At 68.3% G+C, this 26,160-nt stretch carries 19 protein-coding genes and 1 pseudogene; 13 read left to right on the forward strand and 7 right to left on the reverse strand.

The features are described 5' to 3' along the window. Positions 1 to 58: 58 nt before the first annotated feature. From WB794_RS09075 to WB794_RS09100, 6 genes are all read right to left on the reverse strand, one after another. On the reverse strand, positions 59 to 1,426 hold the full coding sequence (locus WB794_RS09075; protein ID WP_337335538.1) for a thymidine phosphorylase: 1,368 nt from the start codon (positions 1,424 to 1,426) through the stop codon (positions 59 to 61). Between the two features lie 43 nt (positions 1,427 to 1,469). Beyond that, positions 1,470 to 1,745: a hypothetical protein gene (locus tag WB794_RS09080; RefSeq protein ID WP_337335539.1), complete on the reverse strand. Its 276-nt coding sequence runs from the start codon at positions 1,743 to 1,745 to the stop codon at positions 1,470 to 1,472. 197 nt (positions 1,746 to 1,942) lie between these two features. Further along, on the reverse strand, positions 1,943 to 2,122 hold the full coding sequence (locus tag WB794_RS09085; RefSeq protein ID WP_337335540.1) for a hypothetical protein: 180 nt from the start codon (positions 2,120 to 2,122) through the stop codon (positions 1,943 to 1,945). Positions 2,123 to 2,274: 152 nt separating this feature from the next. Then, positions 2,275 to 5,100 carry a valine--tRNA ligase gene (locus WB794_RS09090; protein ID WP_337335541.1) on the reverse strand — a complete coding sequence of 942 codons (2,826 nt, stop codon included), beginning with the start codon at positions 5,098 to 5,100 and terminating at the stop codon, positions 2,275 to 2,277. Between the two features lie 303 nt (positions 5,101 to 5,403). Beyond that, a complete protein-coding gene (locus tag WB794_RS09095; protein ID WP_337335542.1) occupies positions 5,404 to 7,173 on the reverse strand; it encodes a DUF7844 domain-containing protein in 1,770 nt (589 codons plus the stop codon). 7 nt (positions 7,174 to 7,180) lie between these two features. Further along, positions 7,181 to 7,495 (reverse strand): DUF2388 domain-containing protein, encoded by a 315-nt coding sequence (locus WB794_RS09100; protein ID WP_337335543.1) that lies wholly within the window; start codon positions 7,493 to 7,495, stop codon positions 7,181 to 7,183. A 171-nt stretch (positions 7,496 to 7,666) separates the two neighbouring features. Between WB794_RS09100 and WB794_RS09105 the strand changes: the two genes are divergently transcribed. The 3 genes from WB794_RS09105 (at position 7,667) to WB794_RS09115 (ending at position 11,836) form a co-directional block, all read left to right on the forward strand. Continuing rightward, positions 7,667 to 8,560 (forward strand): OmpA family protein, encoded by an 894-nt coding sequence (locus WB794_RS09105; RefSeq protein ID WP_337335544.1) that lies wholly within the window; start codon positions 7,667 to 7,669, stop codon positions 8,558 to 8,560. A gap of 148 nt (positions 8,561 to 8,708) precedes the next feature. Next, entirely contained in the window at positions 8,709 to 9,665 is a 957-nt protein-coding gene (locus tag WB794_RS09110; protein ID WP_337335545.1) for a DMT family transporter, read from the forward strand. 104 nt (positions 9,666 to 9,769) lie between these two features. Next, on the forward strand, positions 9,770 to 11,836 hold the full coding sequence (locus WB794_RS09115) for a TonB-dependent copper receptor (protein WP_415926672.1): 2,067 nt from the start codon (positions 9,770 to 9,772) through the stop codon (positions 11,834 to 11,836). Positions 11,837 to 11,851: 15 nt separating this feature from the next. On the opposite strand, the gene WB794_RS09120 is transcribed toward WB794_RS09115, so the two are convergent. Then, the gene (locus WB794_RS09120) at positions 11,852 to 12,997 is read right to left on the reverse strand and encodes an NAD(P)/FAD-dependent oxidoreductase (RefSeq protein WP_337335546.1); all 1,146 of its coding nucleotides are present in this window, start codon (positions 12,995 to 12,997) and stop codon (positions 11,852 to 11,854) included. 869 nt (positions 12,998 to 13,866) lie between these two features. Between WB794_RS09120 and WB794_RS09125 the strand changes: the two genes are divergently transcribed. From WB794_RS09125 to WB794_RS09170, 10 genes and pseudogenes are all read left to right on the forward strand, one after another. Beyond that, a complete protein-coding gene (locus tag WB794_RS09125; protein WP_337335547.1) occupies positions 13,867 to 14,355 on the forward strand; it encodes a hypothetical protein in 489 nt (162 codons plus the stop codon). Positions 14,356 to 14,371: 16 nt separating this feature from the next. Beyond that, entirely contained in the window at positions 14,372 to 16,801 is a 2,430-nt protein-coding gene (locus tag WB794_RS09130) for a hypothetical protein (RefSeq protein ID WP_337335548.1), read from the forward strand. Between the two features lie 74 nt (positions 16,802 to 16,875). Beyond that, entirely contained in the window at positions 16,876 to 18,126 is a 1,251-nt protein-coding gene (locus tag WB794_RS09135) for an efflux RND transporter periplasmic adaptor subunit (protein ID WP_337335549.1), read from the forward strand. 25 nt (positions 18,127 to 18,151) lie between these two features. Then, positions 18,152 to 18,959 (forward strand): annotated as a pseudogene (locus WB794_RS09140) (ABC transporter ATP-binding protein). A gap of 4 nt (positions 18,960 to 18,963) precedes the next feature. Next, a complete protein-coding gene (locus tag WB794_RS09145) occupies positions 18,964 to 20,211 on the forward strand; it encodes an ATP-binding protein (protein WP_337335551.1) in 1,248 nt (415 codons plus the stop codon). After that, positions 20,211 to 20,744: a response regulator transcription factor gene (locus tag WB794_RS09150; protein WP_337335552.1), complete on the forward strand. Its 534-nt coding sequence runs from the start codon at positions 20,211 to 20,213 to the stop codon at positions 20,742 to 20,744. Before WB794_RS09145 ends, WB794_RS09150 begins: the two co-directional genes overlap by 1 nt. A gap of 117 nt (positions 20,745 to 20,861) precedes the next feature. Then, positions 20,862 to 22,046: a pyridoxal phosphate-dependent aminotransferase gene (locus WB794_RS09155; RefSeq protein WP_337335553.1), complete on the forward strand. Its 1,185-nt coding sequence runs from the start codon at positions 20,862 to 20,864 to the stop codon at positions 22,044 to 22,046. Between the two features lie 235 nt (positions 22,047 to 22,281). Beyond that, positions 22,282 to 25,410 (forward strand): type I restriction endonuclease subunit R, encoded by a 3,129-nt coding sequence (locus WB794_RS09160; RefSeq protein WP_337335554.1) that lies wholly within the window; start codon positions 22,282 to 22,284, stop codon positions 25,408 to 25,410. A gap of 60 nt (positions 25,411 to 25,470) precedes the next feature. After that, complete coding sequence (locus WB794_RS09165; RefSeq protein WP_337335608.1) at positions 25,471 to 25,764, forward strand: GIY-YIG nuclease family protein; 294 nt, start codon at positions 25,471 to 25,473, stop codon at positions 25,762 to 25,764. Positions 25,765 to 25,912: 148 nt separating this feature from the next. After that, positions 25,913 to 26,137 carry a hypothetical protein gene (locus WB794_RS09170; protein WP_337335555.1) on the forward strand — a complete coding sequence of 75 codons (225 nt, stop codon included), beginning with the start codon at positions 25,913 to 25,915 and terminating at the stop codon, positions 26,135 to 26,137. Positions 26,138 to 26,160 lie beyond the last annotated feature (23 nt).

Genomic DNA, 26,160 nt, shown 5'->3' on the forward strand with positions numbered 1-26,160 from the left:
GAACTCGGGCGCGCGCTCAGCGCACCGGATTCCCGGATGCCGCGCCCGCAGCGAGCCCTCAGGCTTGCGCGTCGATGCCCTCGAAACCGCGCGCCGGGGCGTTCCCGCCGGGCGCAAGCCAGCGCCAGGGCGGAACCGCATCGGGCGCGTCCGGCGACAGGCGAAACGCCGCCTTTACCCGCGTGGCCGCAGCGGCCGCCGCCGTCTCGCTGCGCGCGTGCACGAGCGCCAGCGTTTCCCCGGGCGCGACGCACTCGCCGCGGCCGCGCACCTGCGCCAGCCCAACGGCGTGATCGATGGCCGCGCCGGGTGTGCGCCGCCCGCCGCCCAGGTCCACCACGCATTCGCCCAGGGCGCGCACGTCGATGGCGGAAACGTAGCCTTCGCCCTCGGCCAGCACGGGACGAACCACCGGCGCGGTCGGCAGGCGGCGCGCCGGATGTTCCAGCAGGTCGCTGGGGCCGCCCAGCGCGGCCACCATGCGCGCGAAGCGCTCGGCGGCGGCACCCGAGCCGAGCGCCTGCTGCAGGCGGGCCAGCGCGGATTCGCGGTCCGCCGCAAGCCGGCCCAGGCACAGCAGCCTCGCGGAAAGTTCGAGCGTGAGCGCGCGCAGGCGCGGGCAGCCCGGCCCGCCCGTCAAGAGGTCGAGGATGGCGCGCAGTTCCAGCGCATTGCCGGCCTCGCGTCCGAGCACCTGGCCCATGTCGGTGAGAACGGCGTCGAGCGCCAGTCCGCTGCCCTCGGCAACCGCGAGCATCCGCCGCGCCAGCGCCTCGGAACCGGCCAGATCCGGCGTCTGCGCACCGCTGCCGGTCTTGATGTCCAGCACCAGCGCCTGCGCGCCGCCGGCGAGCTTCTTGGACAGGATCGAGGCCACGATCAGGTCGGGCACGTCCACCGTCGCGGTCACGTCGCGCACTGCGTAAAGGCGTCGGTCGGCGGGCACCAGATCCGCGCTCTGCCCGACGATGGCGCAGCCGATCTCGCGCACGATCCGGTGCAGGCGATCGGGTGACGGATTGACGTCGTAACCTGCCAGGCTTTCCAGCTTGTCCAGCGTGCCGCCGGTATGGCCCAGGCCGCGCCCGGAGATCATCGGCACGAAGCCGCCGCAGGCTGCCACCAGCGGTGCCAGCGCCAGGCTCACCGCATCGCCCACGCCGCCGGTGGAATGCTTGTCCAGCACCGGGCCGGGCAGGTCGCTCCAGTCCAGGCACCGGCCCGAGTCGCGCAGCGCGAAGGTGAAGTCGCGGCATTCTTCCGCCGTCATGCCGCGCCAGGCCACCGCCATGCAGAACGCCGCGATCTGGCCCTCGCTCCACTGCCCGGCGGCGATGCCGTGAGCCAGTGCCGCGCACTGTTGCGCACTCAGCGATTCGCCGTTGCGCTTGCGGCGGATGAGCGTTGCGGCAGGAAAGGAATCCATCGGAAACCCTCTTCGGCGGATGTGTCGGACGGAGCGTTGCATCCTACGCCAGGAACTCCTGCACGGAGCGGTCGGTCGTCTCCATCGGATCGTGGACGCGGGACACCGATGCCTTGGGCACAAAAAAACAGGGCCCGACCAGAAGGCCGGCCCCTGTTTCGGAGAACCGCTGCCGCCGCTGCGGCATGCCCGGGATCAGACGCGGTATTCCGCCTGCGCTGCCCGGGATGAACATCGCGTCGCCGCGCATGTCGCCGCGGAAGTATCCGCCGCGCGCCGCAAGGTGCCAGTCCGGGGTGATGTCGATGCGGGTGTTCACGCCCGCAGTCCAGCCCTTGAGCTGGGCATTGCCCAGGACGTCCTGGCTGATGGATCGGAATTCGCCAGATCAGCCTGCGCCCTGGCTCACGGGTCTGTTTCGTGGGCAGTGGCGGGTTCCGACCGGATCAGCGGGTGCCTGCGGTCCGCGGAAACGCGACCTGCGTCGCCCGTTCGCCAAGTGCGCCCTGTCCGGCCTCAGGACACCTTGTCCAGGATGATCCACATCGAAAGCGCGAAAGTCATCAGGGCGAACACGACGCCACCGATGCCGCTGACTGCGGAGGCCTCCTTCTTCAGCACCAGGCGAAGGAAACCCACGATCAGTGAGGGCACCAGCAGCAAAATTGCCAGCAACAACCAGCTGTTTTGAGTCATGCGATTCTCCTTGCATCGGCCCAGGGCCGGCACTTGCTCCATGTTCGCCGAAATTCGCGGGGTTGTGTCCCACGACATGGTGCAAAAGAAGTCACCGGTGGTGCTTGGCTTGGGTGTTCGACGTGCATTCAAATCATGCGGCTGACGAACATTTATCCCAGCCGCGCCTGCTGCTCCTTCAGCCCGTCGAGCTGCACCGACCATTCCGCCAGGCGCTGGCGCTCCTGTTCGACCACGGCGGCGGGGACCTTGTCGCTGAACCTGGCGAGCTTGGCTTCGCTCTTTTCCTTCTCGGCGGCGACGCGGGCGACTTCCTTGGCCAGACGCGCGCGTTCGGCGTCGAGGTCGATCAGGCCTTCCAGCGGGATCAGGAGGCGCAGCTCGCCCAGCATCGCCGAGGCGCTGGGCGGGGCATCGCCGCGGAGTGAATCGATGGACTCCAGCCGCGCCAGCGCGCGCAGGGCGTCGGCGAAGCGCGCGATGCGCGCGGCATCGTCCGCATCGCCGCCGTCGACCAGCAGCGGCACCCGGCGCGAGGGCGGGATGCCCAGGGTCGAGCGCACCGAACGCAGCTTGGCGATCGCCTCCTTGAGCCAGTCGATATCGGTCAGATCGCCGGTCCGGCTTTCGGTGGCGAAGGGTGCGGGCCAGGGCTGGGCCATGATGCTGCCCTCGGCCAGGCCCAGGCGCGGGGCGACGTGCTGCCAGATTTCCTCGGTGACGAAGGGAATCAGCGGGTGCGCCAGGCGCAGCGTGGCTTCCAGCACGGCGAGAAGGGTGTGGCGCACCGAGGCCGCCGCGGCGCTTTCCTCGCCCGCTTCCGGGTTGAGGTACGGCTTGGCGAACTCGATCGACCAGTCGCAGAACTCGTTCCAGACGAACTCGTACAGCGCCTGCGAGACGAGATCAAAACGATATGCGGCGAACTGCGCGTCGATCTCGGTGAGCAGCGCATCGAAGCGCGCCAGCAGGGCACGCTCGAAGGCCAGCTGCGGCCACTGCGCCGGGCGCTGGATCGTTGCGCCTTCCGGCAGGGTGCCGAGCACGAAGCGCGCCGCGTTCCAGAGCTTGTTGCAGAAGTTCTTGTAGCCCTCGCAGCGGTTGAGGTCGAACTTGATGTCGCGCCCGTGGGTGGCGAGCGAGGCGAAGGTGAAGCGCAGCGCGTCGGCGCCGAACGCCGGGATGCCGTCGGGGAATTCCTTGCGTGTGGCCTTCTCGATGCGCTCGGCCATCTTCGGCTGCATCAGGCCCGAGGTGCGCTTTTCCACCAGCGCGTCAGTGCTGATGCCGTCGATCAGATCGATCGGATCGAGCACGTTGCCCTTGGACTTGGACATCTTCTGCCCGTCCTTGTCGCGCACCAGTCCGGTGATGTAGACGTCGCGGAAGGGCACTTCGCCGGTGAAGTGGTCGGTCATCATCACCATCCGGGCGACCCAGAAGAAGATGATGTCGAAGCCCGTCACCAGCACGCTGGAGGGCAGATAGCGGTCAAATCCGCGCGCGTCCATCGCGGCCTTGTCCGGCCAGCCCATGGTGGAAAACGGCCACAGCGCGGAAGAGAACCAGGTTTCCAGCACGTCGGTGTCCTGGGTCAGCTTCACGTCGGCAGCGAGGCCGTTTTTCGTCCGAGCTTCGGCCTCGTCGCGACCGACGTGGATACCGCCCGCCTCGTCGTACCAGGCGGGGATGCGGTGTCCCCACCACAGCTGGCGACTGATGCACCAGTCCTGGATGTTTTCCATCCAGTGACGGTAGGTGTTGATCCAGTTGGGCGGCACGAAGCGGATCGAACCGTTCTCGACCAGCTCCAGGCCGCGCGCGCCCAGGGTGTCCATCTTCACGAACCACTGGTCGGTGAGGTACGGCTCGACCACCTGCCCGGTGCGGTCTCCGCGCGGCACCATCAGTTTGTGCGGCTTGTCTTCGGCCAGGAGCTCGGCGGCTTCCAGGTCGGCCAGCACCGCCTTGCGCGCCTCGTAGCGGTCCTGTCCGCGGTACTTCTCCGGCGCGCTGTCGTTGAGCGCGGCTTCGGGCGTGAACAGGTTGATCAGCGGCAGCCCGTGGCGCTGGCCCACCGCGTAGTCGTTGAAGTCGTGCGCCGGGGTCACCTTCACCACGCCGGTGCCGAAATCGCGCTCGACGTAGCCGTCGACGATGACCGGGATCTCGCGTCCGGTCAGCGGCAGCACCACGGATTTGCCGACCAGACCGGCGTAGCGCGGATCGTCCGGGTGCACCATCACCGCGACGTCACCCAGCAGGGTTTCCGGGCGCGTGGTGGCGACGATCAGGTGGTCGCGGGTTTCGCGTGAGAGTTCGTTGCCGTCCGCGTCGCGCTCGACGTGCTCGTAGGTCAGTCCGCCCGCCAGCGGGTAGCGGATCGACCACAGGTGGCCGTCCTCCTCCTCGCTGACCACCTCCAGATCGGAGATCGCGGTTTTCAGCACCGGGTCCCAGTTCACCAGGCGCTGGCCGCGGTAGATCAGCCCTTCCTCATGCAGGCGCACGAAGGCCTCGATCACCGCCTTCGACGGCATCTCGTCCATGGTGAACACGCTGCGCGACCAGTCGCCCGAAGTGCCCATGCGGCGCATCTGGCGCTCGATGGTGTCGCCCGATTCCTGCTTCCACTCCCATACTTTCTCAATGAAACCCTCGCGGCCCAGTGAATCGCGCGTTTCACCCCGGCCCTCGCGCGCCAGGTTGCGCGAAACGACCATTTCCGTGGCGATGCCGGCATGGTCCGAGCCCATCTGCCACAGCGTGTCGCGGCCCTTCATGCGCTGGTAGCGGGTGAGCGCGTCCATCAGCGTGTGCTGGAAGGCGTGGCCCATGTGCAAGGTGCCGGTGACGTTGGGCGGCGGCAGCAGGATGGTGTAGGGCGCACCCTCACCGCTCGGCGCAAAGCGCCCATCGGCCTCCCAGCGGGCGTACCAGCGGGTTTCGAAAGTACCGGGTTCGAAGCTCTTGTCCATCGTGTGCCGGCCCCTGCGGACCTCGGGTTCGTTGAGGAAAGCCGGGAATTGTAGCGTGATGCAGGGGTGAGGCGGGGCGGGAGCGATGGCGCGCCGGGATCGTGGGGCCGCGGTTGTCCCACAGGGTCATCCCGGCGAAGGCCGGGATCCATTTTCTGTCGGCAAGGGTCACCATGGGCCCCGATCTTCGCCGGGATGACGGAGCAAGGAGTGATTGGCCGATCTTCTGGACTATGCGCGGGTGCGTGGCGCGGTGAACAGCGGGCAGCAGGGGCGTCTCGAGCTGTAGCCGCAACGTCTGGATCAGCGCGCCTCACCCTGCGCGGCCAGGGTGCGCAGGTGGGCGGCGAGGCGTTCGAGGTTCCGGCGCGTGCCGTTGAGGGCGTTGCGCTGGTTTGGCGGAAGGACGTCCAGGGCGAGGTCGCGGAGGCGCTGGCTGCGGGTCTGCCAGTCCTCGCGCAGGGTGCCGGCGCGGGTGATGGCGTGGCGGCGTTCGTCGGTTTGCGGCAGGCCGTAGCCGGGTACGCCGTCGAGCAGGCCGGCGGGGCGGGCGAGGGCACCTTCCAGTGCGAGGGCGTCATCGAGCAATTCGCGCATGGGGTCGCCGTGATGGGCGGCGAGACGGCGTTTGAGCGCGTCGCGGGCGCGCAGTTCGGCGCGGCGCAGGGCGGCTTCTTCCAGCACCAGCAGGGCGGCGCTGGCGCGCAGGCCGCCGCGGGTCACCCAGGGTGCGCGTTTATCCGGGGCAAGATCGAGCCAGGCGCGCACGTCACGCGCGGGCAGCGCGAGCGCGGCGCGGGCGATGTCGAACAATTCCGCGTAGTGCCGGTCGGCGGGCGGGAAGCGGTAGCCGAGGCGAACCGCATCTTCGCCCTGCAGCGGGGAAGGATCAGCGATGCCGGCGCGTTCGAGCCGGCGCAGCAGGGCGTTCGGCGCGATGGCGGCGATGGGTTCGCGGGCAAGGCGCGGCACGCCGTCGTGCAGCAGCTTGAAGGTTTCGCTGGCGCAGTTGTTGCCCAGGAAGGTGTAGCGGCCGTCGTAGCCCCAGTGCAGCTGCGCGGCGCGCTGGATCAGGCCGGATATTTCCTCGTCGGACAACCGCAGCGGCACCGAGCGCAGGCCGCGCAGTTCGATGGCGGTGTACTCCTCGATGACCTGGGTCAGCGGCAGCACGAACAGGCGCGAGGGGTAGCGGCCGGTGAGGCCGCGCCAGCCTGAAATCTGCACGTCGTCGACGAAGGCGCGAAACGAGAGCACGCGATGGTGCTGAAGATCGAAGCGGCAATCCGGTCCGGGCGGGCGGTCCGGCGCGCAGAGCACCAGCCGCAGCATGCTGTGGCCCCAGCGGCTCATCGCCGCACCGGTGGGCTCGGCGAAGAGGTATTCGATGCCGTACACGCGGGAAGGATCGAGCGCTTCCAGCGCGGGATCGTTGGCGGGCACGACGAAGGGCAGGGCGGGCGCGCAGTCCGCCGGTTCGGCATGGTGCGGCGTGCCAAGGCGTTCGGCGAGGAAGGCGAACAGCGCCGGGCGGCGACAGGCGTAGGTGGGATCGCGCAGGAAATATTCGACGTTGACCGCGAAAAACTCGCGCGGCGAGCGCAGTTCGTAAGGATCCGGCGAGCGGTCCCGGGTGCGGTTGCGGCTGCGAAGGCCGAAGCGGCGCGGGCGAATCTGCCAGCCGGCCAGGTCGAGCAGGCGGGGATCGCGCGAGATTTCGGTGCGGCGGTCGTAGGCGTGCGCCAGTTCGTGCAGCAGGGCGTCGATGGCCGGCCCGTCGTCATCGTCGTGCAGGAGGTGACGGGCGAGGCGGATGCGCTGGCCCCGGATGCGTCCGTGGACGGCATCGGGCAGGTCGTCGCGGAAGGAAAGCCTCAGCGACGGCAGGCCTTCGGCCATCGGTGGGGGCAGCAGTTGCGAGGTGCGTTCGATCAGGTGCTGCGCGGCGGCGCGTTCTTCGGCCGTGAGCGTGTCGGCATCCAGAGTCGGCTGCCAGGCCCGCGCCGGCCACGCGATGCCGACAAGCAGCGCAGCAGCGATGCCTTGCCATCGTCGTCGCCGCGCCGCAGACATTGCGGACTTACCGTCCGAGGATCGCCTTTGCCAGAACCAGGTCGCTGGCCTGCGCATCGGTATCCGGCTGCGCGCGCAGATGGCGCAACGCGGCCTCCAATCGCAGACTGCGGATGCGGCCTGCGCTGGCGACGAAGGCGGCGGCGTCGCGGCGGGCTTCCACGATCAGCTTGTCATCGTCCGAGGAACTGCCGGTCGTGCCCGAGGTGCCACCTGAACTTGCGCCTGCCGAGGTGCCTGCAAAGCTGGATGCGCCGGCACCCGATGCCGGAACGAGGAAGAAGAGCAACAGCGCGAGTACGGGGAAGAAGGGGCGTGCCATGGATTTGTCCGCAGATGCGATGCAGGACAGGATATCGCAGTGCCTGTCGCCGTCCTCGGGAACCGGGCGGCAGGTGCCTGCCGTCCGGCGCAGATCGATCGGCGGGTCTGGAGGGCACGGGGTGGCGCTAGACTCCGGATCCAAGCGCCAGTCACCACCAAGGAGCCGCTCATGCCCGTGATTTCGATCCTGCGAATCCTGCCTCGGCTTCTGGCCGCCCTGGGCCTGCTGGCTCCGCTGGCGGCGTTCGCGTCCGACGACTGCAAACCGCACTCGCTGTTCACGCCGATGCCCGGCTACCACGTCCACAGCTGCGAACACTCCGACTTCGATGCCAAGGGCATTCCGATCGGCCTCGACGAGGAGGGTTCGGTGAAGCTCAAGACCGTCGAGGGCATCTACGAGCTGGTCGTCTACGTGGTCGACGACATCGACGAGAACCCGCAGCCGGCCTCGCCGCTGAAGATCCTTCGCAACCATCTGGCCGCGGCCAGCGCCAAGGGGGCGACCGTGGTGTGGGAAGAAGGTTCGGATTCGTATCTGATGGCCGGTGAATGGTCCGACATCCAGCAGCGCAGCGCGACGCTGAAGATGGAGCAGGGCGGACGCGAATACTGGGTGCACCTGGGTTCGGTGAATGATGGCGACTACTACGCCATCGCCAGCATTTCGGCCGAGCCGATGGCGCAGGTGGTGTCGGTCAACGAGCTGCTGGCGCAGCTGGACAAGGATGGGTTCCTGGCGCTGGAGGTGCATTTCGACACCGCCAAGGCGACGATCCGGCCGGAGTCGGCGGGCGTGCTCGACCAGGCCGCGTCGATGCTGCGCGAGGCGGCCTCGATGAAAGCCGAGATCGGCGGCCATACCGACAACGTCGGGGATGCCGCGGCCAATCTGGCGCTGTCCGAGCAGCGCGCCGCCAGCGTGCGCCAGGCGCTGATCGAACGCGGCATCGCGGCCGAGCGGCTGACGGCGAAGGGCTATGGCGCAACCGCGCCGGTGGCCGACAACCGCAGCGAGGCGGGCCGCGCGCAGAACCGCCGAGTGGAGCTGGTGAAACGCTGAGGCGGCGGGTGCCGGCGTCGTGGCGCGGCGCGCCGCGGAACAGGTGGGCGCGACATGACTGCGGCACGAAGGTTCCTTTCCGCGCCGTTACTACGGTACCGCATGGGCGCGTATGCTGCGCTGCTTCGCGTTGCAGGGTGACGGCAGGATGCGTGCGGGAATCGTCTTTGGCGTGCTGTCGGGTGCGGCCTGGGGGGCGGTGTTCCTCGTCCCGGCGCTGCTGCCGCAGTTTTCACCGCTGCTGCTCGCCAGCGGGCGCTATCTGCTTTACGGCGCGGTCTCGCTGCTGTTGGTCGGGCGTGCGCTGCCGCGGCTCTGGCGGCGGTTGGAGAAGGGCGAGCTGCGCCTGTTGGTGGAGCTGGCGCTCACGGGGAACCTCATCTACTACGTGCTCCTCGCCGGCGCGGTGCAGATGGCCGGCGTGGCCTCCACCTCGCTCATCATCGGCGCGACGCCGGTGGTGATCACCCTGCTGGGGCGGCGCGACGCCGGCGCGGTCTCGCTGCGGCGGCTGGTCGTGCCGCTGGGCATGGTGCTGGCGGGCGTGGCCTGCATCAACCTGGACGTGCTGCTGTCCGCCCACGCGCAGGCGCGCCCGCTGGGCGAACGCGTGTTCGGCATGGCGCTGGCCGTGGGCGCGGTGCTGAGCTGGGCCTGGTACGCGGCGCGCAACGCGCGCTTCCTGCAGTCGCAGTCGCGCTTCGACGGCAACCAGTGGTCGCTCTTGTGGGGCATGGTCACCGGCGCGCTGGGCGGGCTGGTCTGGCTCGCCGTGCTCGCCCTGCCGGGCGATGCCTTCCTGCCCGGGGCGGACACGACTTCGGCCGATTGGACGCGCTTCTGGGCGCTCAACCTGTTCCTCGCCATCGCCTGTTCCTGGTTCGGCAACTGGATGTGGAATGCCGCCGCGCGCCGCCTGCCGCTGACGCTCAGCGGGCAGATGCTGGTGTTCGAGACCCTGTTCGCCCTGCTGTACGGATTCACCTGGGCGCAGCGCTGGCCGACCATCCTGGAACTGGTCGCCGTGGGCCTCCTGGTGGCGGGCGTGGTGATGTCGGCGCGACGCCACGCGCAGCCGCCCGGCGCGGCACCGATGCCGCACTGAAGGATGAAGCGGACGCGGCGGTGCGACACTTGGTCGCATCCCCGCGCGCGGTGCGGCTTCCTACCATTGCCTTTTACCCAACGAGGCAATGAGGGATCGCAATGATGGTGCAATGGAATGCGGGTCGAGTCGCGGGCGCGGCCCTGCTGATGTCGGCCATGGCCGCCGCCTCGGTCGCTGCGGCGGAGGCGGCGGAGGCGGCGGGCGATACGCGCCAGCGCGCGCTGGATGCCATCGTGGTGACCGCGCAGGCCCCGCAGGACGGCGTGGCCTGGGAGACCGATCCCAAGCTGCCGCGCCAGCCGGTGCCGGCCAGCGACGGCGCCGACTACCTCAAGACGATCCCGGGTTTCACCGCGATCCGCAACGGCGGCAGCAACGGTGATCCGGTGCTGCGCGGCATGTTCGGCTCGCGCCTGAATCTATTGTCCAACGAGGGCAGCATGCCGGGTGCATGCCCCTCGCGCATGGACAACCCGATGTCCTACGTGGCTCCCGAAACCTTTGACCGGCTGGTGGTGGTGAAGGGTCCGCAGACGGTGCTCTGGGGGCCGGGTGCCTCGGCCGGAACGGTGCGGTTCGAGCGCGACGGTGCCCGCTTCGACATGCCCGGCGCGCGCGTCAACGCCAGCGCTCTGGTCGGATCCAACAGCCGGCGCGATGCCCTCATCGACGCCAGCGCGGGCCTGTCGCAGGGCTACGTCCGCGTCACCGGCAACCACTCCGAGGCCGACGACTACCGCGCCGGCGACGGCTCGCGCGTGCCCTCGCGCTGGGAGAAGTGGAACGCCGACGTCATGCTCGGCTGGACGCCGGACGCCGACACCCTGCTGGAAATCGGCCTGGGGCGCGGCGACGGCGAGGCGCGCTACGCCGGCCGTCGCATGGACGGGACGATGTTCGACCGCGACGCGCAGTCGATCCGCTTCGAGAAATCCGGCTTCGACGGTGCGCTCAAGGCGATCGAAGCCAGCGCCTACCGCAACGAGGTCGATCACCTCATGGACAACTACACCCTGCGCGAGCCCAATCCCATGGGTCCGATGCCGATGCCGATGGCCTCGAACGTGGATCGCCTCACCTACGGCGGGCGCGCCGCCGCCACCTTCGACATCGGGCGCTGGGAGCTGACGCCCGGCGTGGATGCACAGAACAGCCGCCACCGCCGCCGCAGCGCGATGGGACGCGATGCCTACCTGCTGCTGCCGCGCACCCAGGATGCCGACCTGCGCCAGCGCGGTGCTTTCGTCGAGGCCGCCTATGCCGCCAGCGCCTCGTCGCGCTGGATCGGCGGGCTGCGCCTGGACCGCGCCAGCGCCACCGACCATCGCATCGCCGCCCCCGGCATGCCGCCGCAGCCCACGTCCGGGGAAACCCGCGATGAAACCCTGGGAAGCGGCTTCCTGCGCCACGAATGGCGCAGGGGCGAGGGTTTCAGCGCCTTCGCCGGCCTCGGCCAGGTGCGGCGCATGCCCGACTACTGGGAGCTGTTCTCGCCCAACATGGGGCCGATGGGGTCGCCCAACGCCTTCGCCGGCGTGCGCCCCGAGCGCACCACCCAGCTCGATGCCGGCCTGAACTTCCGCTCGCAGCGGCTCGATGCCTGGGTGAGCGCCTACGCCGGGCGCATCAGCGACTACATCCTGTTCACCTATCACACCGGCGGGATGATGGGCACGATGACGCGCGCCGACAATGTGGCCGCACGCATTCGTGGTGCCGAGGCCGGGCTGGAGTACCGCGCGATCGATCGCCTCAAGCTCGGCACCACCGTGGCCTACGCCCGGGGCGAGAACCGCGACGCCGGCACGCCGCTGCCGCAGATGCCGCCGCTGGAAGCACGCATGAGCGCGACCTGGGACGCGACCAGCTGGTCGGCCGGTCTCCTGTGGCGCGTGGTCGCGGCGCAGGATCGCGTGGCGCCGGGGCAGGGCAGCGTGGTGGGCCAGGACATCGGCGAAAGCCGGGGTTTCGGCACCCTGGCGCTCAACGCCAGCGCGCGCATCGGCCAGTTCTGGCGCCTGTCCGCCGGCATCGACAACCTGTTCGACCGGGCCTACAGCGAGCACCTCAACCTGGCCGGCAGCGCCGACTTCGGCTTTCCCGCCGATCCGGTGCGGATTTACGAGCCGGGCCGCAACCTCTGGCTGAAGCTGGATTACAGCTACTGACGCCGCCCGATGCGATCAGCGGTACTGGCGCAGGTAGCGCGTCTCGAAACCGCGCTTGAGCCAGTGGAACACGCGGCTGGATGGCAGCAGCACGCAGCGCTTGGGCGTGCGCCAGACCAGCGCGCCGCGGTCGGTGGAGTCGATGATGCACATCAGCTCGGTGGCGAAGGTTTCGCCGGAAGGGCGGCCGTCGAGGTCGGCCAGCAGGTTCGCGGCGGCGGCTTTCGCCTGAAGATCGGCCATGTGCGCCTGCTTGGGCATCCAGTCCGGTCCGGGAAAGCTGCCCGCATCGCCCGCCACCACCACGCGCTCGATGCCGGGAACGCGGCAGTGCGCGTCGGCCAGGATGAGGCCGCCGGGCGAGCGCGGCAGGGCCGTCTGGTCGAACCAGGTGCTGCCGGTCAGGCCGGGCATGAAGAGGATGAAGTCGGCGGGGAATTCGCCGCCTTCGGTCACCACCCGGTCGGCGTCGAAGCGCACCATCTTGTGTCCCAGACGGGTCGAGATGCCGCGGCGGGCCATCTCCTTCAGCAGGTACGCCACGGTCTTTTCGCCCAGCCGGCTGCCGGGCGAGGTCGAGGGGCTGAAGAAGGTCAGCTCGAAGCGTTCGCGCCGGCCCTCGCGGCGCAGCTGCTGGTCGATGCCGAACAGGAACTCGAACATCGGACCGCCGCGCATGGCGACCGGCTCCTTCGGGTTGCCGCCGAAGCCGATCGCGATGCGCCCGCCCTGCATCCCGCGCAGCCGGTCGCGGATGCGCTCGGCCGCGTCGATGCCCTCGCAGGGCGTGATGGCGTGCTCGATGCCCGGCAGCTTCTTGATGAAGCGCGCGCCGGTGGCGATGGCGAGGGCGTCGTTGGGCACATCGCCCCGCGTGGTGCGGACGGTGCGGCCGTCGTCGGAAAGGCCGGTCACCTCGGCGGCAATGAAGTCCACCCGCTGGCGCGCGAGGAAATTGCCCAGCGGCACCACCAGGTCCTCGCGCCGGCGCAGGCCGCTCGGGATCCAGATGATGCCGGGAAGATAGTGAAGCTCGGCGCGCGGGGCGACCAGGGTGATGCCGACCGCGGCATCGCGCCGGCGCAGCTCGCGGATGAGGGAAAGGCCGGCGAATCCGGCACCGAGCACGGTGATGTTGCGCGTAGGCATCGGGTTCGTCATGGCGGGGTTCCGTAGTCGACGCGCGCGGCGCGAGTCATGGCGGCATGGTATCTGCAACACTGCGCGCGAACGAACAGGACAGGTTGACCGCCTGACGGCATTTCCCCATGAAGTGCGGGGGCGGCTCGATCCTTGCCACCGCCGCCGCAACGCGATGGGACGGGATGCATACCTGTGGCTGCCGCGCACCCAGGATGCCGACCTGCGCCAGCGCGGTGCTTTCGTCGGGGCCGCCTGTGCCGCCAGCGCCTCGTCGCGCTGAATCGGCGGGCTGCGGCAGGACCGATCCAGGGCCGAGCTGGAGTGCCGCGCGATCGATCACCTCGAGTTCGGCGCCACCGGGCCTGCAGCGAGCACCTCAACCTGGCCGGTAGCGCCGACTTCGGCCTTCCCGCCGATCCGGTGCGGATCCTCGAACCGGGCCGCAACCTCTGACTGAAGCTGGATTACAGCTGTTGACGCCGTGGCTGCGGCCGCGCTTGACTTCCGTTGGTGGGGGGGGGGGTAGCGTGCGGCGCGCCCGGGCTTGCCCGGGCCGTGCAATGGGCGGCACGCCACCCGCCTGTGTCAATGCGGCTTTCACGATGATGAAGAAGCTCGCTATGATCGCGTTTCTCGCCTTGGGATCCATCACGGCCATGGGGAGTGCGAATGCGACAACCTGCAGGCCGGTGTACCAGTGCGACCCCTTTGGTTGCTATTACATCGGCGACTATTGTTGCGATTGGTTCGGCTGCTGCTTCAAGCAGGTGTGGTAATCAAGCATCCCTCTCGCCACGCCGGTTGATCGGCGTGGTACTTTCCGCGTCGCTTCGGTTTCATCTGCCGTGGCGCGCGGCTTGTTTCGGATAATTCGGGGAAGGTACGGAATGCTGCGGATCATGTTTGCCGTTCTGATTGGCCTGGCCATGCATGGCGCAAGCCATGCCGCCGATGCGCCGCTGAAAATGGATCAGACCAAGGCCAAAGCGCTTTTCGATCAGGTCGATGGCTACAAGCCCTCGCCCGACGGCGGGCGGCCATCGATCGCCGCGCCGACGGTGTTCGCATATTCCGCCGCGGGCACGCTGCTGCACGTGAGTGCAATGCGCGAAATTTCTGCGGAGAGCCTTCTCACGGATCGCCTCACCGACCATGCCAGAGCATCCGGATATCTCGATTTTTCCAGCCTGGCGGAGAATATTCCGGGCCTCGAGCGCGATCCCGCCAAACCGGTCTTCGTGATGATTTTTCCACCGCAGGCGCGCATCTTTTGCGAGCCTTGCCGAACCGCGCGCGCGACGCTGGAAAGCCTGCTGAGCGAGCAGAAGATTGAAGCCGCGGTGGTGGAGGTGGATATCGTTTTTGTGCGGCCGTAAGCGCGGTAATCTCCCCATGGGCCGGCGTGGTCTCTGGATTCCGAAACTTACCCGGCTGATCACCATCGTGGCTCTGGGGCTGGGCCTGTTCGGTGGCTTTGCAGCCAGCACGATGCGTGGAGGATTGGCCAACCCGGCGCTGCCGGGTTCGACCGGCATTCCCGGGCTCTATTCCCTGGAGTTGCAGCGGACACCGCCGTCGCCGCTGCAGGACGATGGGCGCGATCGCCGGTTCCTTGGTGAGCTTCTCGACGGCAGCCCGCTTGCGCGACGGGTCATTGGAAGCAGCCCGGCACAGGCCGGTTTCCGCTACCAGGGCAAGCGGATGGATGGCGTTCGCGTCGGCCTGTACAACGGCGACTTCTTCCGGACGCTCGGGGTGGTGCCGGCCATGGGCGTGCTTCCTGCGGCCTCGGGCTTTGGGCAGGCAGCATCGCCGAAGCGGGAAATCGTCCTCGGGCACGATCTTTGGCGGAGCATGGGAGCGCCAGAGATCGGCTCGACCATCGAGGCGGTGAGTTTTTCATCGGATGCCAAGGCGTTTCCCCTGCTCCGCGTGGCGGGCGTGGCTCCGCCCGGCTTTGCCGGCCCGCAGTTGCGCTCTGCACAGCAGGCCTGGCTGGCGTGGGACGAATGGCCCGGAGTGGTTTACCCCGAGACCTATTCGCGCACCGATGCCAGTGCGCAGACCCTCAATTTCGTCGCCATCGATGGTCGGGGAATGAGTCGGGCCGCACTGCAGGCCGAGCTCGACCACCTCGGCATGACGAGCGGGGCGTTGCCGCAGCAGGAAGGCACGCTGGTGCTCGAACCCGCGGCGGCGGTGCCGGTGCGCGCCCGACGCGAATTGCTCGCGACGGCCGAGGCACTCCGGCTCGGCACGCTGGTGCTGGTGATCCTGGTGGCCTGCGCGTTCGGCTTGGATCGCTGGCTGGTGTGGTCGCGGCAGCGCTACGAACTGTCGATCCGACGCTGCCTCGGGGAATCCCCTGGGCGGTCGGTTGGACGCGCTGCCCTGGGGGCTGCCATCGATCTTGCCATCGCCGCCACGGGCGCTGCTGCCTTGGCGTGGGCCTGGATGTCGCACTACGAAGCACTGGCCTCCGCCGTGCTCTCGGTTCCGCCCGAGGATATCCCGCCCCTGCAACCGGATTCGGGCCTGATCCTTGGCAGCCTCATGGGCCTGATGGGTTTGATCGCAGTGCCTTTGCTGTTCGCGCCGGAATTGCGCCAGTGGCAGGTGAACCTGCGGGCCGCAGTCGCAAGCCGCCAGCGCAGGGTGCGCAGCGTGGCCGCCGGGGTGGGCGTGATGTTGGCCTTGATGGCGGTCAGTTTGAGCCTGGGTGGCCGCGCGCAAATCGATCATTGGTCGCGCGCCGATCTTGGCTTTTCCCTCGAAGGCGCGCGGCTTTTTTCCTATGCAAGCGATGACGCCGATGCCGGGTTGGAGCGTACGCTCTCGCGCGAGCCGGCCGCGCCCGAGGCCGACATGTTCCGTGAAGTCCTTGCCGGCAGGGTTGACGCGGAGGACATCGTGTTTTCCTCGTCGCCGCCATTCGGTGTGAGGCAGGTGGTGCAAGTGGTGGTGCCGGGACGCGGTGCCAGTCTCCCGGTCATGGGCTGGCTGAACGATGTGAGCAGCAACTATTTCCAGCGCTTCCGGATCCGCCTGCTCGCCGGCGGGATGTTCGATCCGGTGGCGCGTGACGAGATCGTGATCAATCAAACGATGGCGCGGCAGTTCTTCGCGAGTGAAAATCCGATCGGAGAGCACCTTGAGCTGCTCGGTGCCACGATCGACGGGATGGCGCAGCGTTATCGCGTGGCCGGGGTGGTGGCCGATGCGCACTACATTGATCCCCGCGGCGGGCCGATTCCGATGATCTACCGACCGCTGCAGAGCAAGTCCGGCCTGAGCAGCGTCACCGTCTTCGGAGCATCCGGCAACGATCTCGCGGTGAGGCTGAACGATGCGCTGCAGCGCATCGAGCCGCATTGGCACCTGCTCGATCACGGTGACGGCAAGGGCCTGATCGGATTCATGCTGCGTGAAAGCCGGGTGCGTAATCTGGTACTTGCGGCCGTCCTGCTGGCGGCGCTGCCGCTGGCCGCGCTGATCCTCCTGAATACCGGCGGCCATCTGCTGGCAGAGCACCGCCGCGAGGTGGCAATCATGCGTGCGCTGGGGGCGTCCCGGGTGCGGACAGTCGCGGATTTGGTGCGAAGAAAACTCGGGGCGGGCTTGCTCGCGGCGGTGTTCGGTTCGCTGCTCATCATGGCCGTGGTGGTGCAAAGCGTGTGGCCGGAGTTGCGCGTGGCGGAGCTGGCGGGTATCTGGGTCATGTCACTGGCCGTGCTCGGCCTCTTTTCCGCGCTGCTGGGGCTCGCGCTGGCGATGCAGATCGACGATCGGGCCATTGCCCAGCACCTGGTTTCGGATGTGTGATCGGCAGGATGGCAACCCGGAGCAAACCATCCACCGCGCCAGGCACGGACCATTCCTTGGACTGAAAACGGCACATGGATATTCAACGGACTGATTTCACGAAGAAGAAACGGCGACTGCGGTGGTTTGTCGGCGGTGCGGTGACGCTTGCGCTCGGGGTGCTGGTTTTCGCCTTCGCGAAGGATCCCGGGATTCCCCGCGTGGAGCGGGACAGTCTGTGGCTCGGAACGGTGGAGCGAGGCGATCTGCTGCTCGAGGTTCGTGGACCCGGACTGTTGCTGCCGAGTCAGGCCCGCTGGATTGCGGCGGAAACCACCGCGTGGGTGGATCGCATCCTGCTCAAGCCCGGGGCCCCGGTGGAGGCCGACAGCGTCATTCTGGAATTGACCAATCCGGAGGTCGTGGAGGCAGAGCTTGCGGCGCAATCGGCGCTCGCTGCGGCGGAAGCCGAACTGGTCGCCCAGCGCATGGCCCTGGAAAGCCAGCGGCTCGATCAGAAGGCCAGTTTGGCGAGCGTCGAAGCCGAATACGAATCCGCGCGACTGCAAACCGAGGCCGATGGCGAGTTGGCCGCACGCGGGATCATTTCGAAGATCCAGTACCGCCGCAGTCAGCTGATGCTGGATCAACTGAAGGTGCGCTTGGACATCGAACGCCAGCGGAGCGTGGCGTTCGCGCAGACCATCACGGCGCAGCTCGCCGCGCAGAGTGCGCGCGTCGCGCAGTTGCGCGGTACCGCCGAGCTGCGTGCCGGTCAGCGGGAAGGCTTGAAGGTTCGTGCTGCCATTGCCGGCGTGCTGCAGCAGGTGCCGGTGGAAGAAGGCCAGCAGGTGGCGGCGGGCACCAACCTTGCGCGCGTGGCGCAAACGGATCAGCTGATGGCGCAACTGCGCATTCCCGAAACCCGGATGAAGGATGTGCATCTGGGTCAGGAAGTCGCCGTGGACACGCGCAACGGTGTTGTGCAAGGTCACGTGGTGCGGATTGATCCGGCGGTGCAGGGCGGTACGGTTCTGGTGGATGTGGGATTCGACGGTGAATTGCCGTCCGGCGTGCGGCCGGACCTCGGCGTGGATGGAATCATCCGCGTCGAACATCTTGCCGATGTGCTCCAGGTCGGCCGCCCTGCCTACAGCCAGCCTGAAACCGAGGCGCACCTGTTCAAGCTCGAGCCGGACTCCAACATCGCGCGCCGCGTGCCGGTACGGCTCGGGCGTGCCTCGGCGAACCGGGTGGAGGTTCGCCAGGGCTTGCAGGCTGGAGACGTGGTGGTGCTCTCCGACCTGTCCGCGTGGGCAAACCACGACCGCTTGCGCATCGAGTGAGCTCAACCTTCCAATGAGATCTGCAATGACTGCGCCTCCTCTTGTCGCAATGAACGGAATTTCCAGGATATTCCATACCGAGGAAGTCGAAACACACGCGCTCTCCGGCGTGGATTTCACCCTTGAGCGGGGCCAGTACGTGGCCATCTCGGGGCCGTCGGGGTGCGGAAAGTCGACCTTGCTGTCGATCCTCGGCCTGCTCGACAGCCCGACCAGCGGAACCTATGCGCTTGCAGGCGTGGCGGTGCAGGAGATCGACTCGCGTGAACGCGCGCGCATCCGCAACCGGGAGATCGGTTTCATCTTCCAGGCCTTCAATCTGATCGGTGATCTCACGGTGTTCGACAACGTCGAGTTGCCGCTCACCTACCGCAGCGGGCTTTCCAGGGCCGAACGTCGCGAGCGGGTGGATGATGCGCTCGCGCGCGTCGGCATGACCGCTCGCGCGCGCCACGTTCCGGCGCAATTGTCCGGGGGGCAGCAACAACGTGTGGCGGTCGCCCGCGCGCTTGTGGGCACGCCTTCGATCCTGCTGGCGGACGAGCCGACGGGAAACCTGGATTCGAGGAATGGTGATGCGGTGATGGCGTTGCTGCAGGAGTTGCACGCGGCGGGAGCCACGATTTGCATGGTGACCCATGACCCGCGCTACGCGAATCTGGCCCAGCGGCGGGTGTTCATGCTGGATGGGCGCGTGGTGGATGAGGCGGCGCTGCATTCCCTGCCATCGAACTGACCCGGGCAGGCGTGTCCGGTCGCGCGGCGCGCTTCGCGCACGCAGACGCCCCCGGCTCGGGTCTGCAACACTGGCGACAACGAACGATGCGGGTTGAGCCCATGGCGGAGTCTTTCACCGAACGCGAGCCGGGCTCGATCCTTGCCACGCTGGCGGCGCTGCGCTGGTTTTCGGTGGCGGCGCAGGCGGTGGCGGTGGCCATCGTGGCGTTCGGGTTCGGCGTGCCGCTGCCGCTTTGGCCGATGGCGGTGGCCATTGCCGCGCTGGCGGTGTTCAACGTGTACGCGACGCGGCGCGCGCGGCGCGAGAGCGAACCTGCGGCGGTCGAAGTATTTGCGCATATCGCCGCCGATGTCGCGGTGCTGGCGTTCCTGATCGGCTGCAGCGGCGGCCCGGCCAATCCCTTCACCTCGCTGTTCCTGGTGCCGATCGCGTTTGCCGCGCTGGCGCTGCCGCGCCGCTGGATTCTCGCCACCGCCGCGCTGTGCGGCCTGGGCTATGCCCTGGCGGCCAGCTTTGGCCGGCCGCTGCCGCACGTCCACGGGCTGGCGCTGGACAGCTTCGACCTGCACCTGTGGGGCATGGCGGTCAACTTCGTCATTTCCGCCGCGGTGTTCGCCGGATTCCTCGCCCGCATGGCGCGGCAGCGGCGCGAGCGCGAGGCGGAGCTGGCGCGGCTGCGCGAACGCTTCGCGCGCGACGAGGGCATCCTCGCGCTGGCCACCCACGCCGCCTCGGTGGCGCATGAGCTCAATACCCCGCTGGCCACGATGCTGCTGGTGCTCGACGAACTGGAGGCGAGCGAACTTCCGCCCGGGTTCGGCGAGGACGTCGCGCTGCTGCGCACGCTGGCCGAAACCTGTCGCGACCGCGTGCGCGAGTTGGCGCGCGCCGCGCGTCGGGGCGAGGAGGTGGATCTCGAGGCGGTCGTGTCGCGCTGGCACCTGCTGCGCCCGGCGGTGGCGCTGGAGCGCGAGGCGACACTGACCGATGGCGTGCGCGTGGATGCGGCGGTCGGGCATCTGCTGCGCGTGCTGCTCGACAATGCCGCCGATGCGACGGCCGATGCGGGTGCCGCCGCCGGCGATGCGCGCGTGAGGCTCGGCTTGCGGCGCGAGGAGGCGTGGCTTGTCGGCTGGGTACGCGACCGCGGGCCGGGCCTCTCGCCGCAGCAGGCGTTTTCCACGGGCTTGCGCGACAGCAGCAAGCCGGAGGGCCTCGGCGTGGGCCTGGCCCTGTCGCGCGCGGCGCTGGAGCGGTTGGGTGGCGAGCTGCGTGTGGAAACCGCTGCGGGCGAGGGTACCTGCGTGCACTTTCGCGTGCCGCTCGCCGCCACGGACGCGGCCTGATGCGCGGGATCGTGCTGGATGACGACGAGTCCTACCGCCGTGTGCTGTCGCGCGCGTTGGAGCGGCGCGGCATCACCGTCTACGCCACCGCCGAAGCGGCCGCGGCGCTGCGCCTCGCGCGCCTGCACGCACCCGACTTCGCGCTGCTGGATTTGCGCCTTGCCGACGGCGACGGCACCGGGCTGGAGCTGATCGCGCCGCTGCGCGAGGCGGTACCCGCGATGCGCATCGTGCTGGTGACCGGCTACGCCAGCGTGGCCACGGCGGTCGAGGCGATCAAGCGCGGTGCCGATGATTACCTGCCCAAGCCGGCCTCGGCGGAAGCGATCCTGCGCGCGGTTCGCGGCGAAGCGGCGATCGAATCTTCCGAGCCGGTGGCGATGACGCCGCTGGCGCGGATCGAGTGGGAGCACATCCAGCAGGCCATGGTGGAATCGGGCGGCAATGTTTCCGCCGCCGCGCGCCTGCTCGGCATGCACCGGCGCTCGCTGCAGCGCAAGCTCGCCAAGCGTCCGCCGCGCGAGGGCCACTGACGGACGCGCGCGGCGCGCATGCCACAATGCGTGCCACCCGCTCGGCTCGCGCCAACCCGGGTGCCGCACGCCTCGGGGCGACCACACCCAGTCATTGCCGCCGCAAGGAGCGTCCGCATGAAGATTTCCACCCGCGCCCGGCAGATCGAGCCCTTCTACGTGATGGAAGTGGGCAAGGCTGCGGCGCAGCTCGCGCGCGAAGCGGCCGGCAGCGACCGCCCGGTGATCGCGCTCAACATCGGCGAGCCGGACTTCACCGCGCCGCCGCTGGTGCGCGAAGCCGCCGCGCGCGCCATCCGCGACGGTGCCACCCAGTACAGCCCCGCCCTCGGCCTGCCGGCGCTGCGCGAGCGCATCGGCGGCTGGTATCGGGATCGCTTCGGCGTGGACGTGCCGGCTGCGCGCATCGTGGTCACTGCCGGCGCCTCGGCCGCGCTGCACCTGATCTGCCTGGCCCTGATCGATCCGGGCGACGAGGTGCTGATGGCCGATCCGGGCTACCCGTGCAACCGCCACTTCGTGCGGGCCGCCGAGGGCCGGCCGGTGCTGATCCCGGCCAGCGCGCAGGAGCGCTACCAGCTCAGCGCCGACAAGGTGCGGTCGCACTGGGGAAAGGCCACCCGCGGCGTGCTGCTGGCCTCGCCATCCAACCCCACCGGCACCTCGATCGAACCGGACGAACTGCGCCGCATCCACGACCTCGTGCGCGAGCGCGGCGGCATCACCCTGCTCGACGAGATCTACCTGGGCCTGAGCCACGACGCCGCCTTTGGCCGCACCGGGCTGGCGCTGGGCGACGACCTCATCAGCATCAACAGCTTCTCCAAGTACTTCAGCATGACCGGCTGGCGGCTGGGCTGGCTGGTGGTGCCCGAGGCCCTGGTGCCGGCGCTGGAGCGGCTGGCGCAGAACCTCTTCATCTGCCCCAGCGTCATCGCCCAGCACGCCGCGCTGGCCTGTTTCGAACCCGAGAGCCTGGCCGAATACGAGCGCCGCCGCGCGCAGTTCCGCGCGCGGCGCGACTACTTCATTCCCGCGTTGGAGCGCCTCGGCTTGCGCGTACCGGTGAAGCCCGACGGCGCGTTCTACGCCTGGGCCGACGCGTCGTCGTGGTTCGCGCGGCTGGGTGTCGACAACAGCTGGGATTTCGTGTTCGAAGTGCTGCGCCGCAGCCACCTGGCCCTGACCCCGGGGCGCGACTTCGGCCACGCGGAAACCGCCCGCTTCGTGCGCTTCTCCACCGCCAACTCGATGGACAACCTGCGCGAAGCGGTGGCGCGGCTGGAGGCGCTGCGAGGCTGACCGCCCGCATCCTGCAACGCCGTCGTTCCGATGACGGCTGGCCGTCTTCGGTGGGGTGAACGGCGATTCGAGTGGGCCGCATGGGGGCGAGTCCGCTCCACAAAAGCTCGCGACCGCCCGGATGGTGCGCTGCAGGAGCGACCTTGGTCGCGATTGGGGCATCGCCATGCGCCGCGGCCCAACGCCAAAGCCCATTCGGCGGCATACTCTCCCACGGGTACGCAGGGGCCGCGCGATGAAGGAGAACCACCTCGAAGACGCCTGTCTCGACTGGCTGGCCAGCGTGGGCTGGAAGGTCGTCGAAGGCGAGGCCGTCGCGCCCGGCGGTGAGCTGCAGGCGCGCGAGCGTTGGTCGGAGGTAGTGCTGGCCCCGCAGCTGCAGGCGGCGGCAAGGCGGCTCAATCCGGATATCTCGCCAGCAGAAGTCGACGCGGTCGTTGCCAAAGTCGCCGGCTACGGCCACCAGTCGCTGATCGACGGCAACCGTGAGGTCTACGACTGGCTGCGCAACGGCGTGCCGCTGGAGCGCACGGCCAGCGATGGCCGGCGCGAGGTACTGCGGGTGCCCGCGATCGACTTTAGCGGCGACAACGACCTGTTGGCCGTCCGCCAGTTCACCGTGCAGGGCGCGAAGCTGCGCCGGCCGGACATCGTGCTGTTCATCAACGGCCTGCCGCTGGTGGTGATCGAGCTGAAGAACCCGGCCGATCCCAACGCCGACCACGAGGCCGCCTGGAACCAGATCCAGAACTACAAGGCCGAGATCCCGCAGCTGTTCTGGTTCAACCTGCTCAACGTGGTGTCCGACGGTACGGTGGCGCGCTACGGCTCGCTGAGCGCGGACCTGTCGCGCTACTCGCGCTGGCGGCTGCTCGATGGAAAGAAGGTCGGCAAGGAGCAGCTCGAACTCGAAGTGCTGATGCGCGGCCTGCTCCAGCCCGCGACGCTGCTGGATTTCTTCCGTGGTTTCGTCGCCTACGGCGGGGCCGACGGGGGCGCCAGCTTCAAGATCATCGCCCAATGGCACCAGTACCACGGCGTCAAGAAGGCCGTGGCGCGCGCGGTGGAGGCGCTCACGCAGCGCAAGGACGGCAAGGGCGGCGTGATCTGGTTCACCCAGGGCTCGGGCAAGTCGCTGCTGGCGCTGTTCTACGTGATGGCGCTGCGCGACCGGCCGGAGTTGCGCAACCCGACCGTGGTGATGGTCACCGACCGCAACGACCTGGACGGCCAGCTCTACGAGACCTTCGCCGACAGCGCCTGGTCGCTGCGCGCCACGCCGGTGCAGGCCGACAGCCGCGAAGACCTGCGGCGGATGCTGTCCGAGGTGCAGGCCGGCGGCGTGTTCTTCACCACCATCAACAAGTTCGCGCCGGAACCCGGCCAGACCTCGGTACCGGTGCTGTGCGAGCGCGACAACGTGGTGGTGATCGCCGACGAGGCGCACCGCACCCAGTACGGCTTCCGCGCCGACATGGACACCAGGACCGGCAAGACCAAGTACGGCCTGGCCAAGTACATGCGCGACGCCTTGCCCAACGCCATCTACCTGGGCATGACCGGCACGCCCGTGAGCCTGGACGACCGCGACACCGAGGCCGTGTTCGGCACCTATGTCGATGTCTACGACATGATCGCCGCGCAGGAGGACGGGGCTGTGGTGCCGGTGCACTACGAGTCGCGGATCATCGAGCTGCGCTTCAACGAGGCCGAGAAGCAGGCGCTGATGGACGAGTTCCTCGACGCCACCGGCGACGAAGACGAGGCCGAGCAGGACCGCACCGCCAGCCGCTATACCCGGCTGGAAGCCTTGGCGATGGCCGATGGCCGCCTGGCGACCTTGGCCAAAGATCTGGTGGCGCACTGGGAAGCGCGCAAGGAATCAGTGGCCGGCAAGGCCATGATCGTGGCCGTCTCACGCGAGGCCGCCGTGCGCCTGTACAACGAGATCGTGAAGCTGCGCCCGGACTGGCACTCGGACGACATCAACGCCGGCCGGATCAAGGTGGTGATGACCGGCACCTCGGCCGACCCGCCGCACTTCCGGCCGCACCGCACCGACAAGGCCGACCGCAAGCTGCTGGAGAAGCGCTTCAAGCAGTCCCCCGACGAGCTGAAGCCGAACGAGGTGCCGTTGGAGCTGGTGATCGTGCGCGACATGTGGCTGACCGGCTTCGACGCCCCGCCCGTACACACCCTGTACGTGGACAAGCCCATGCAGGGCCACGGCCTCATGCAGGCCATCGCCCGCACCAACCGCATCTGGAAGGACAAGCCCGGCGGCCTGGTGGTGGACTACATCGGCATCGGCGAGGAGCTGAAGAAGGCGATCCGCCAGTACACCCGCGACAGCGGCGCGGAGCGCGAGCCGGTGGACACCTCCGGCGCTGCACTGGGCGTCCTGCTGGATACGCTGGACGTCATCCGCAAAGAGTTCTTCGCAGGCTTCGACTACAGCGGCTTTGAGGATCCGAAACGGGCTTTGGCACTGCTGGCGCCGGCGATGGAGCACATCCTCAAGCTGGATCCCGAACCCGACGACAAGGGCCGCAACCGCGGCGTGCGCGCCTACCTGGACCAGGTGGCCAAGCTGACCAAGGCCCAGGCCCTGGCCGGCACCCGGCCCGATGCCATGGCGGTGCGCGAGGAGATCGCCTTCTTCCAGGCCGTGCGCGTGAGCCTGATCAAGCTGACCCGTTCGGCCGGTGGCAAGACCCGACTTGAGAAGGAGGCCGCGCTGCGCCAGCTGGTGGCCAAGGGCGTGCTGGTCGAAGGCGTCAGCGACCTCTACAGCACGCTGGGCCTCGAAAAGCCGGACATCAGCCTGCTGGACGAGCGGTTCCTGGCCCAGATCCGCGAGATGCCGACGAAGAACCTGGCCGCCGAACTGCTGGAACGCCTGCTGGCCGACCAGATCCGTTCGCGCGGCCAGAAGAACGCGCTGCAGGGCAAGGAATTCGCCACCCGGCTGGAAGAAGCGATCAACCGCTACCAGAACCGCGGCCTGACCACGGTCGAGGTGATCGAGGAGCTGATCCGGCTGGCGAAGGAGATCAACGAGGCGCGCCCGCCGGATGGGATGAGCGAGGAGGAGTTCGCCTTCTACCAGGCGCTGGCCGAGAACGAATCCGCGGTGCGGGAGCTGGGCCATCCCGTGCTGCGCGCGCTGGCGCAGGAGCTGACCGACAAGCTGCGCAAGTCGGCAACGATCAACTGGCAGAACCGGAAGGATTCAAGGGCGCGGATGGTGGCGATGGTCAAGGTGTTGCTGGCGACCCACAAATATCCGCCCGACAAGCAGCCCGAGGCGATTGAGAAGGTGATTGCGCAGGCGGAGTTGTTGGCGGATGCGTGGGCGGGGTAGTGGCATGAATCCGCCCGTCGCACCCGCGCAGGCGGGTGCCCAGCGACTTTCTCCGTGCCAATGAAGCTACCTGCGGTCTACATCCTCGCCAGCAACCGAATTGGCACCTTGTACGTCGGCGTCACAAGCGATCTGGTGCAGCGCGTATGGCAGCACCGCGAACACCTGGCCGCCGGTTTCACCGACAAACACAACATCACACAACTGGTGTACTACGAACTGCACAGCTCCATGGAAGACGCCATCCGGCGCGAAAAACAGATCAAGAAATGGCGTCGTGAGTGGAAATTGCGCCTGATCGAGGAAAGCAACCCGTACTGGCTAGACCTGTGGAACAACATCACAAGCGGATAAGGCCGCCGAAAAAACAAAAGTCGCTGGATGCCCGCCTTCGCGGGCATGACGCATCCGAGCCGGAGCTGCGGTTCATCAGATGCAGGAAAGGCTGCTTCAGCTATCCTTGCGTTGCGGCCGACGACTCTGGCCGAATTGAGACAGACCCATGGAAAAGACCTTGAAGATTGGTGGCGGCAGGTTTTCGGCTTTGGATTCGAGCACCTCACCGAATCGGAAGCCCGGTACCTCATCCCACGCTCGGATGCTGACCGTGTCCGAGAAGAAATCCTTGCGCGACTTCGCCAGTAGCGGCGTGGCTGCCATCGGTCGGAAGTATGCCGTGACCCGGACCGACAATCGCCGTTTCACCGTCAATGCACCGAAGGGATAGTCTCCAGTCAACCGCCGCGCCTT

Origin of the sequence: Denitratimonas tolerans (assembly GCF_037203605.1) — a bacterium.
In the GTDB taxonomy this organism is placed as follows: Bacteria; Pseudomonadota; Gammaproteobacteria; order Xanthomonadales; family Xanthomonadaceae; genus Denitratimonas; species Denitratimonas tolerans.

What these genes read in the sequence shown, in the direction of transcription:
- WB794_RS09090 (WP_337335541.1), bottom strand. Translation starts at nt 5,100, where the DNA reads ATGGACAAGAGCTTCGAACCCGGTACTTTCGAAACCCGCTGGTACGCC.
- WB794_RS09110 (WP_337335545.1), top strand. Translation starts at nt 8,709, where the DNA reads ATGCGTGCGGGAATCGTCTTTGGCGTGCTGTCGGGTGCGGCCTGGGGG.
- WB794_RS09075 (WP_337335538.1), bottom strand. Translation starts at nt 1,426, where the DNA reads ATGGATTCCTTTCCTGCCGCAACGCTCATCCGCCGCAAGCGCAACGGC.
- WB794_RS09095 (WP_337335542.1), bottom strand. Translation starts at nt 7,173, where the DNA reads ATGTCTGCGGCGCGGCGACGACGATGGCAAGGCATCGCTGCTGCGCTG.
- WB794_RS09085 (WP_337335540.1), bottom strand. Translation starts at nt 2,122, where the DNA reads ATGACTCAAAACAGCTGGTTGTTGCTGGCAATTTTGCTGCTGGTGCCC.
- WB794_RS09150 (WP_337335552.1), top strand. Translation starts at nt 20,211, where the DNA reads ATGCGCGGGATCGTGCTGGATGACGACGAGTCCTACCGCCGTGTGCTG.
- WB794_RS09120 (WP_337335546.1), bottom strand. Translation starts at nt 12,997, where the DNA reads ATGACGAACCCGATGCCTACGCGCAACATCACCGTGCTCGGTGCCGGA.
- WB794_RS09170 (WP_337335555.1), top strand. Translation starts at nt 25,913, where the DNA reads ATGGAAAAGACCTTGAAGATTGGTGGCGGCAGGTTTTCGGCTTTGGAT.
- WB794_RS09100 (WP_337335543.1), bottom strand. Translation starts at nt 7,495, where the DNA reads ATGGCACGCCCCTTCTTCCCCGTACTCGCGCTGTTGCTCTTCTTCCTC.
- WB794_RS09135 (WP_337335549.1), top strand. Translation starts at nt 16,876, where the DNA reads ATGGATATTCAACGGACTGATTTCACGAAGAAGAAACGGCGACTGCGG.
- WB794_RS09155 (WP_337335553.1), top strand. Translation starts at nt 20,862, where the DNA reads ATGAAGATTTCCACCCGCGCCCGGCAGATCGAGCCCTTCTACGTGATG.
- WB794_RS09105 (WP_337335544.1), top strand. Translation starts at nt 7,667, where the DNA reads ATGCCCGTGATTTCGATCCTGCGAATCCTGCCTCGGCTTCTGGCCGCC.
- WB794_RS09160 (WP_337335554.1), top strand. Translation starts at nt 22,282, where the DNA reads ATGAAGGAGAACCACCTCGAAGACGCCTGTCTCGACTGGCTGGCCAGC.
- WB794_RS09125 (WP_337335547.1), top strand. Translation starts at nt 13,867, where the DNA reads ATGCTGCGGATCATGTTTGCCGTTCTGATTGGCCTGGCCATGCATGGC.
- WB794_RS09130 (WP_337335548.1), top strand. Translation starts at nt 14,372, where the DNA reads ATGGGCCGGCGTGGTCTCTGGATTCCGAAACTTACCCGGCTGATCACC.
- WB794_RS09145 (WP_337335551.1), top strand. Translation starts at nt 18,964, where the DNA reads ATGGCGGAGTCTTTCACCGAACGCGAGCCGGGCTCGATCCTTGCCACG.
- WB794_RS09165 (WP_337335608.1), top strand. Translation starts at nt 25,471, where the DNA reads ATGAAGCTACCTGCGGTCTACATCCTCGCCAGCAACCGAATTGGCACC.
- WB794_RS09115 (WP_415926672.1), top strand. Translation starts at nt 9,770, where the DNA reads ATGGTGCAATGGAATGCGGGTCGAGTCGCGGGCGCGGCCCTGCTGATG.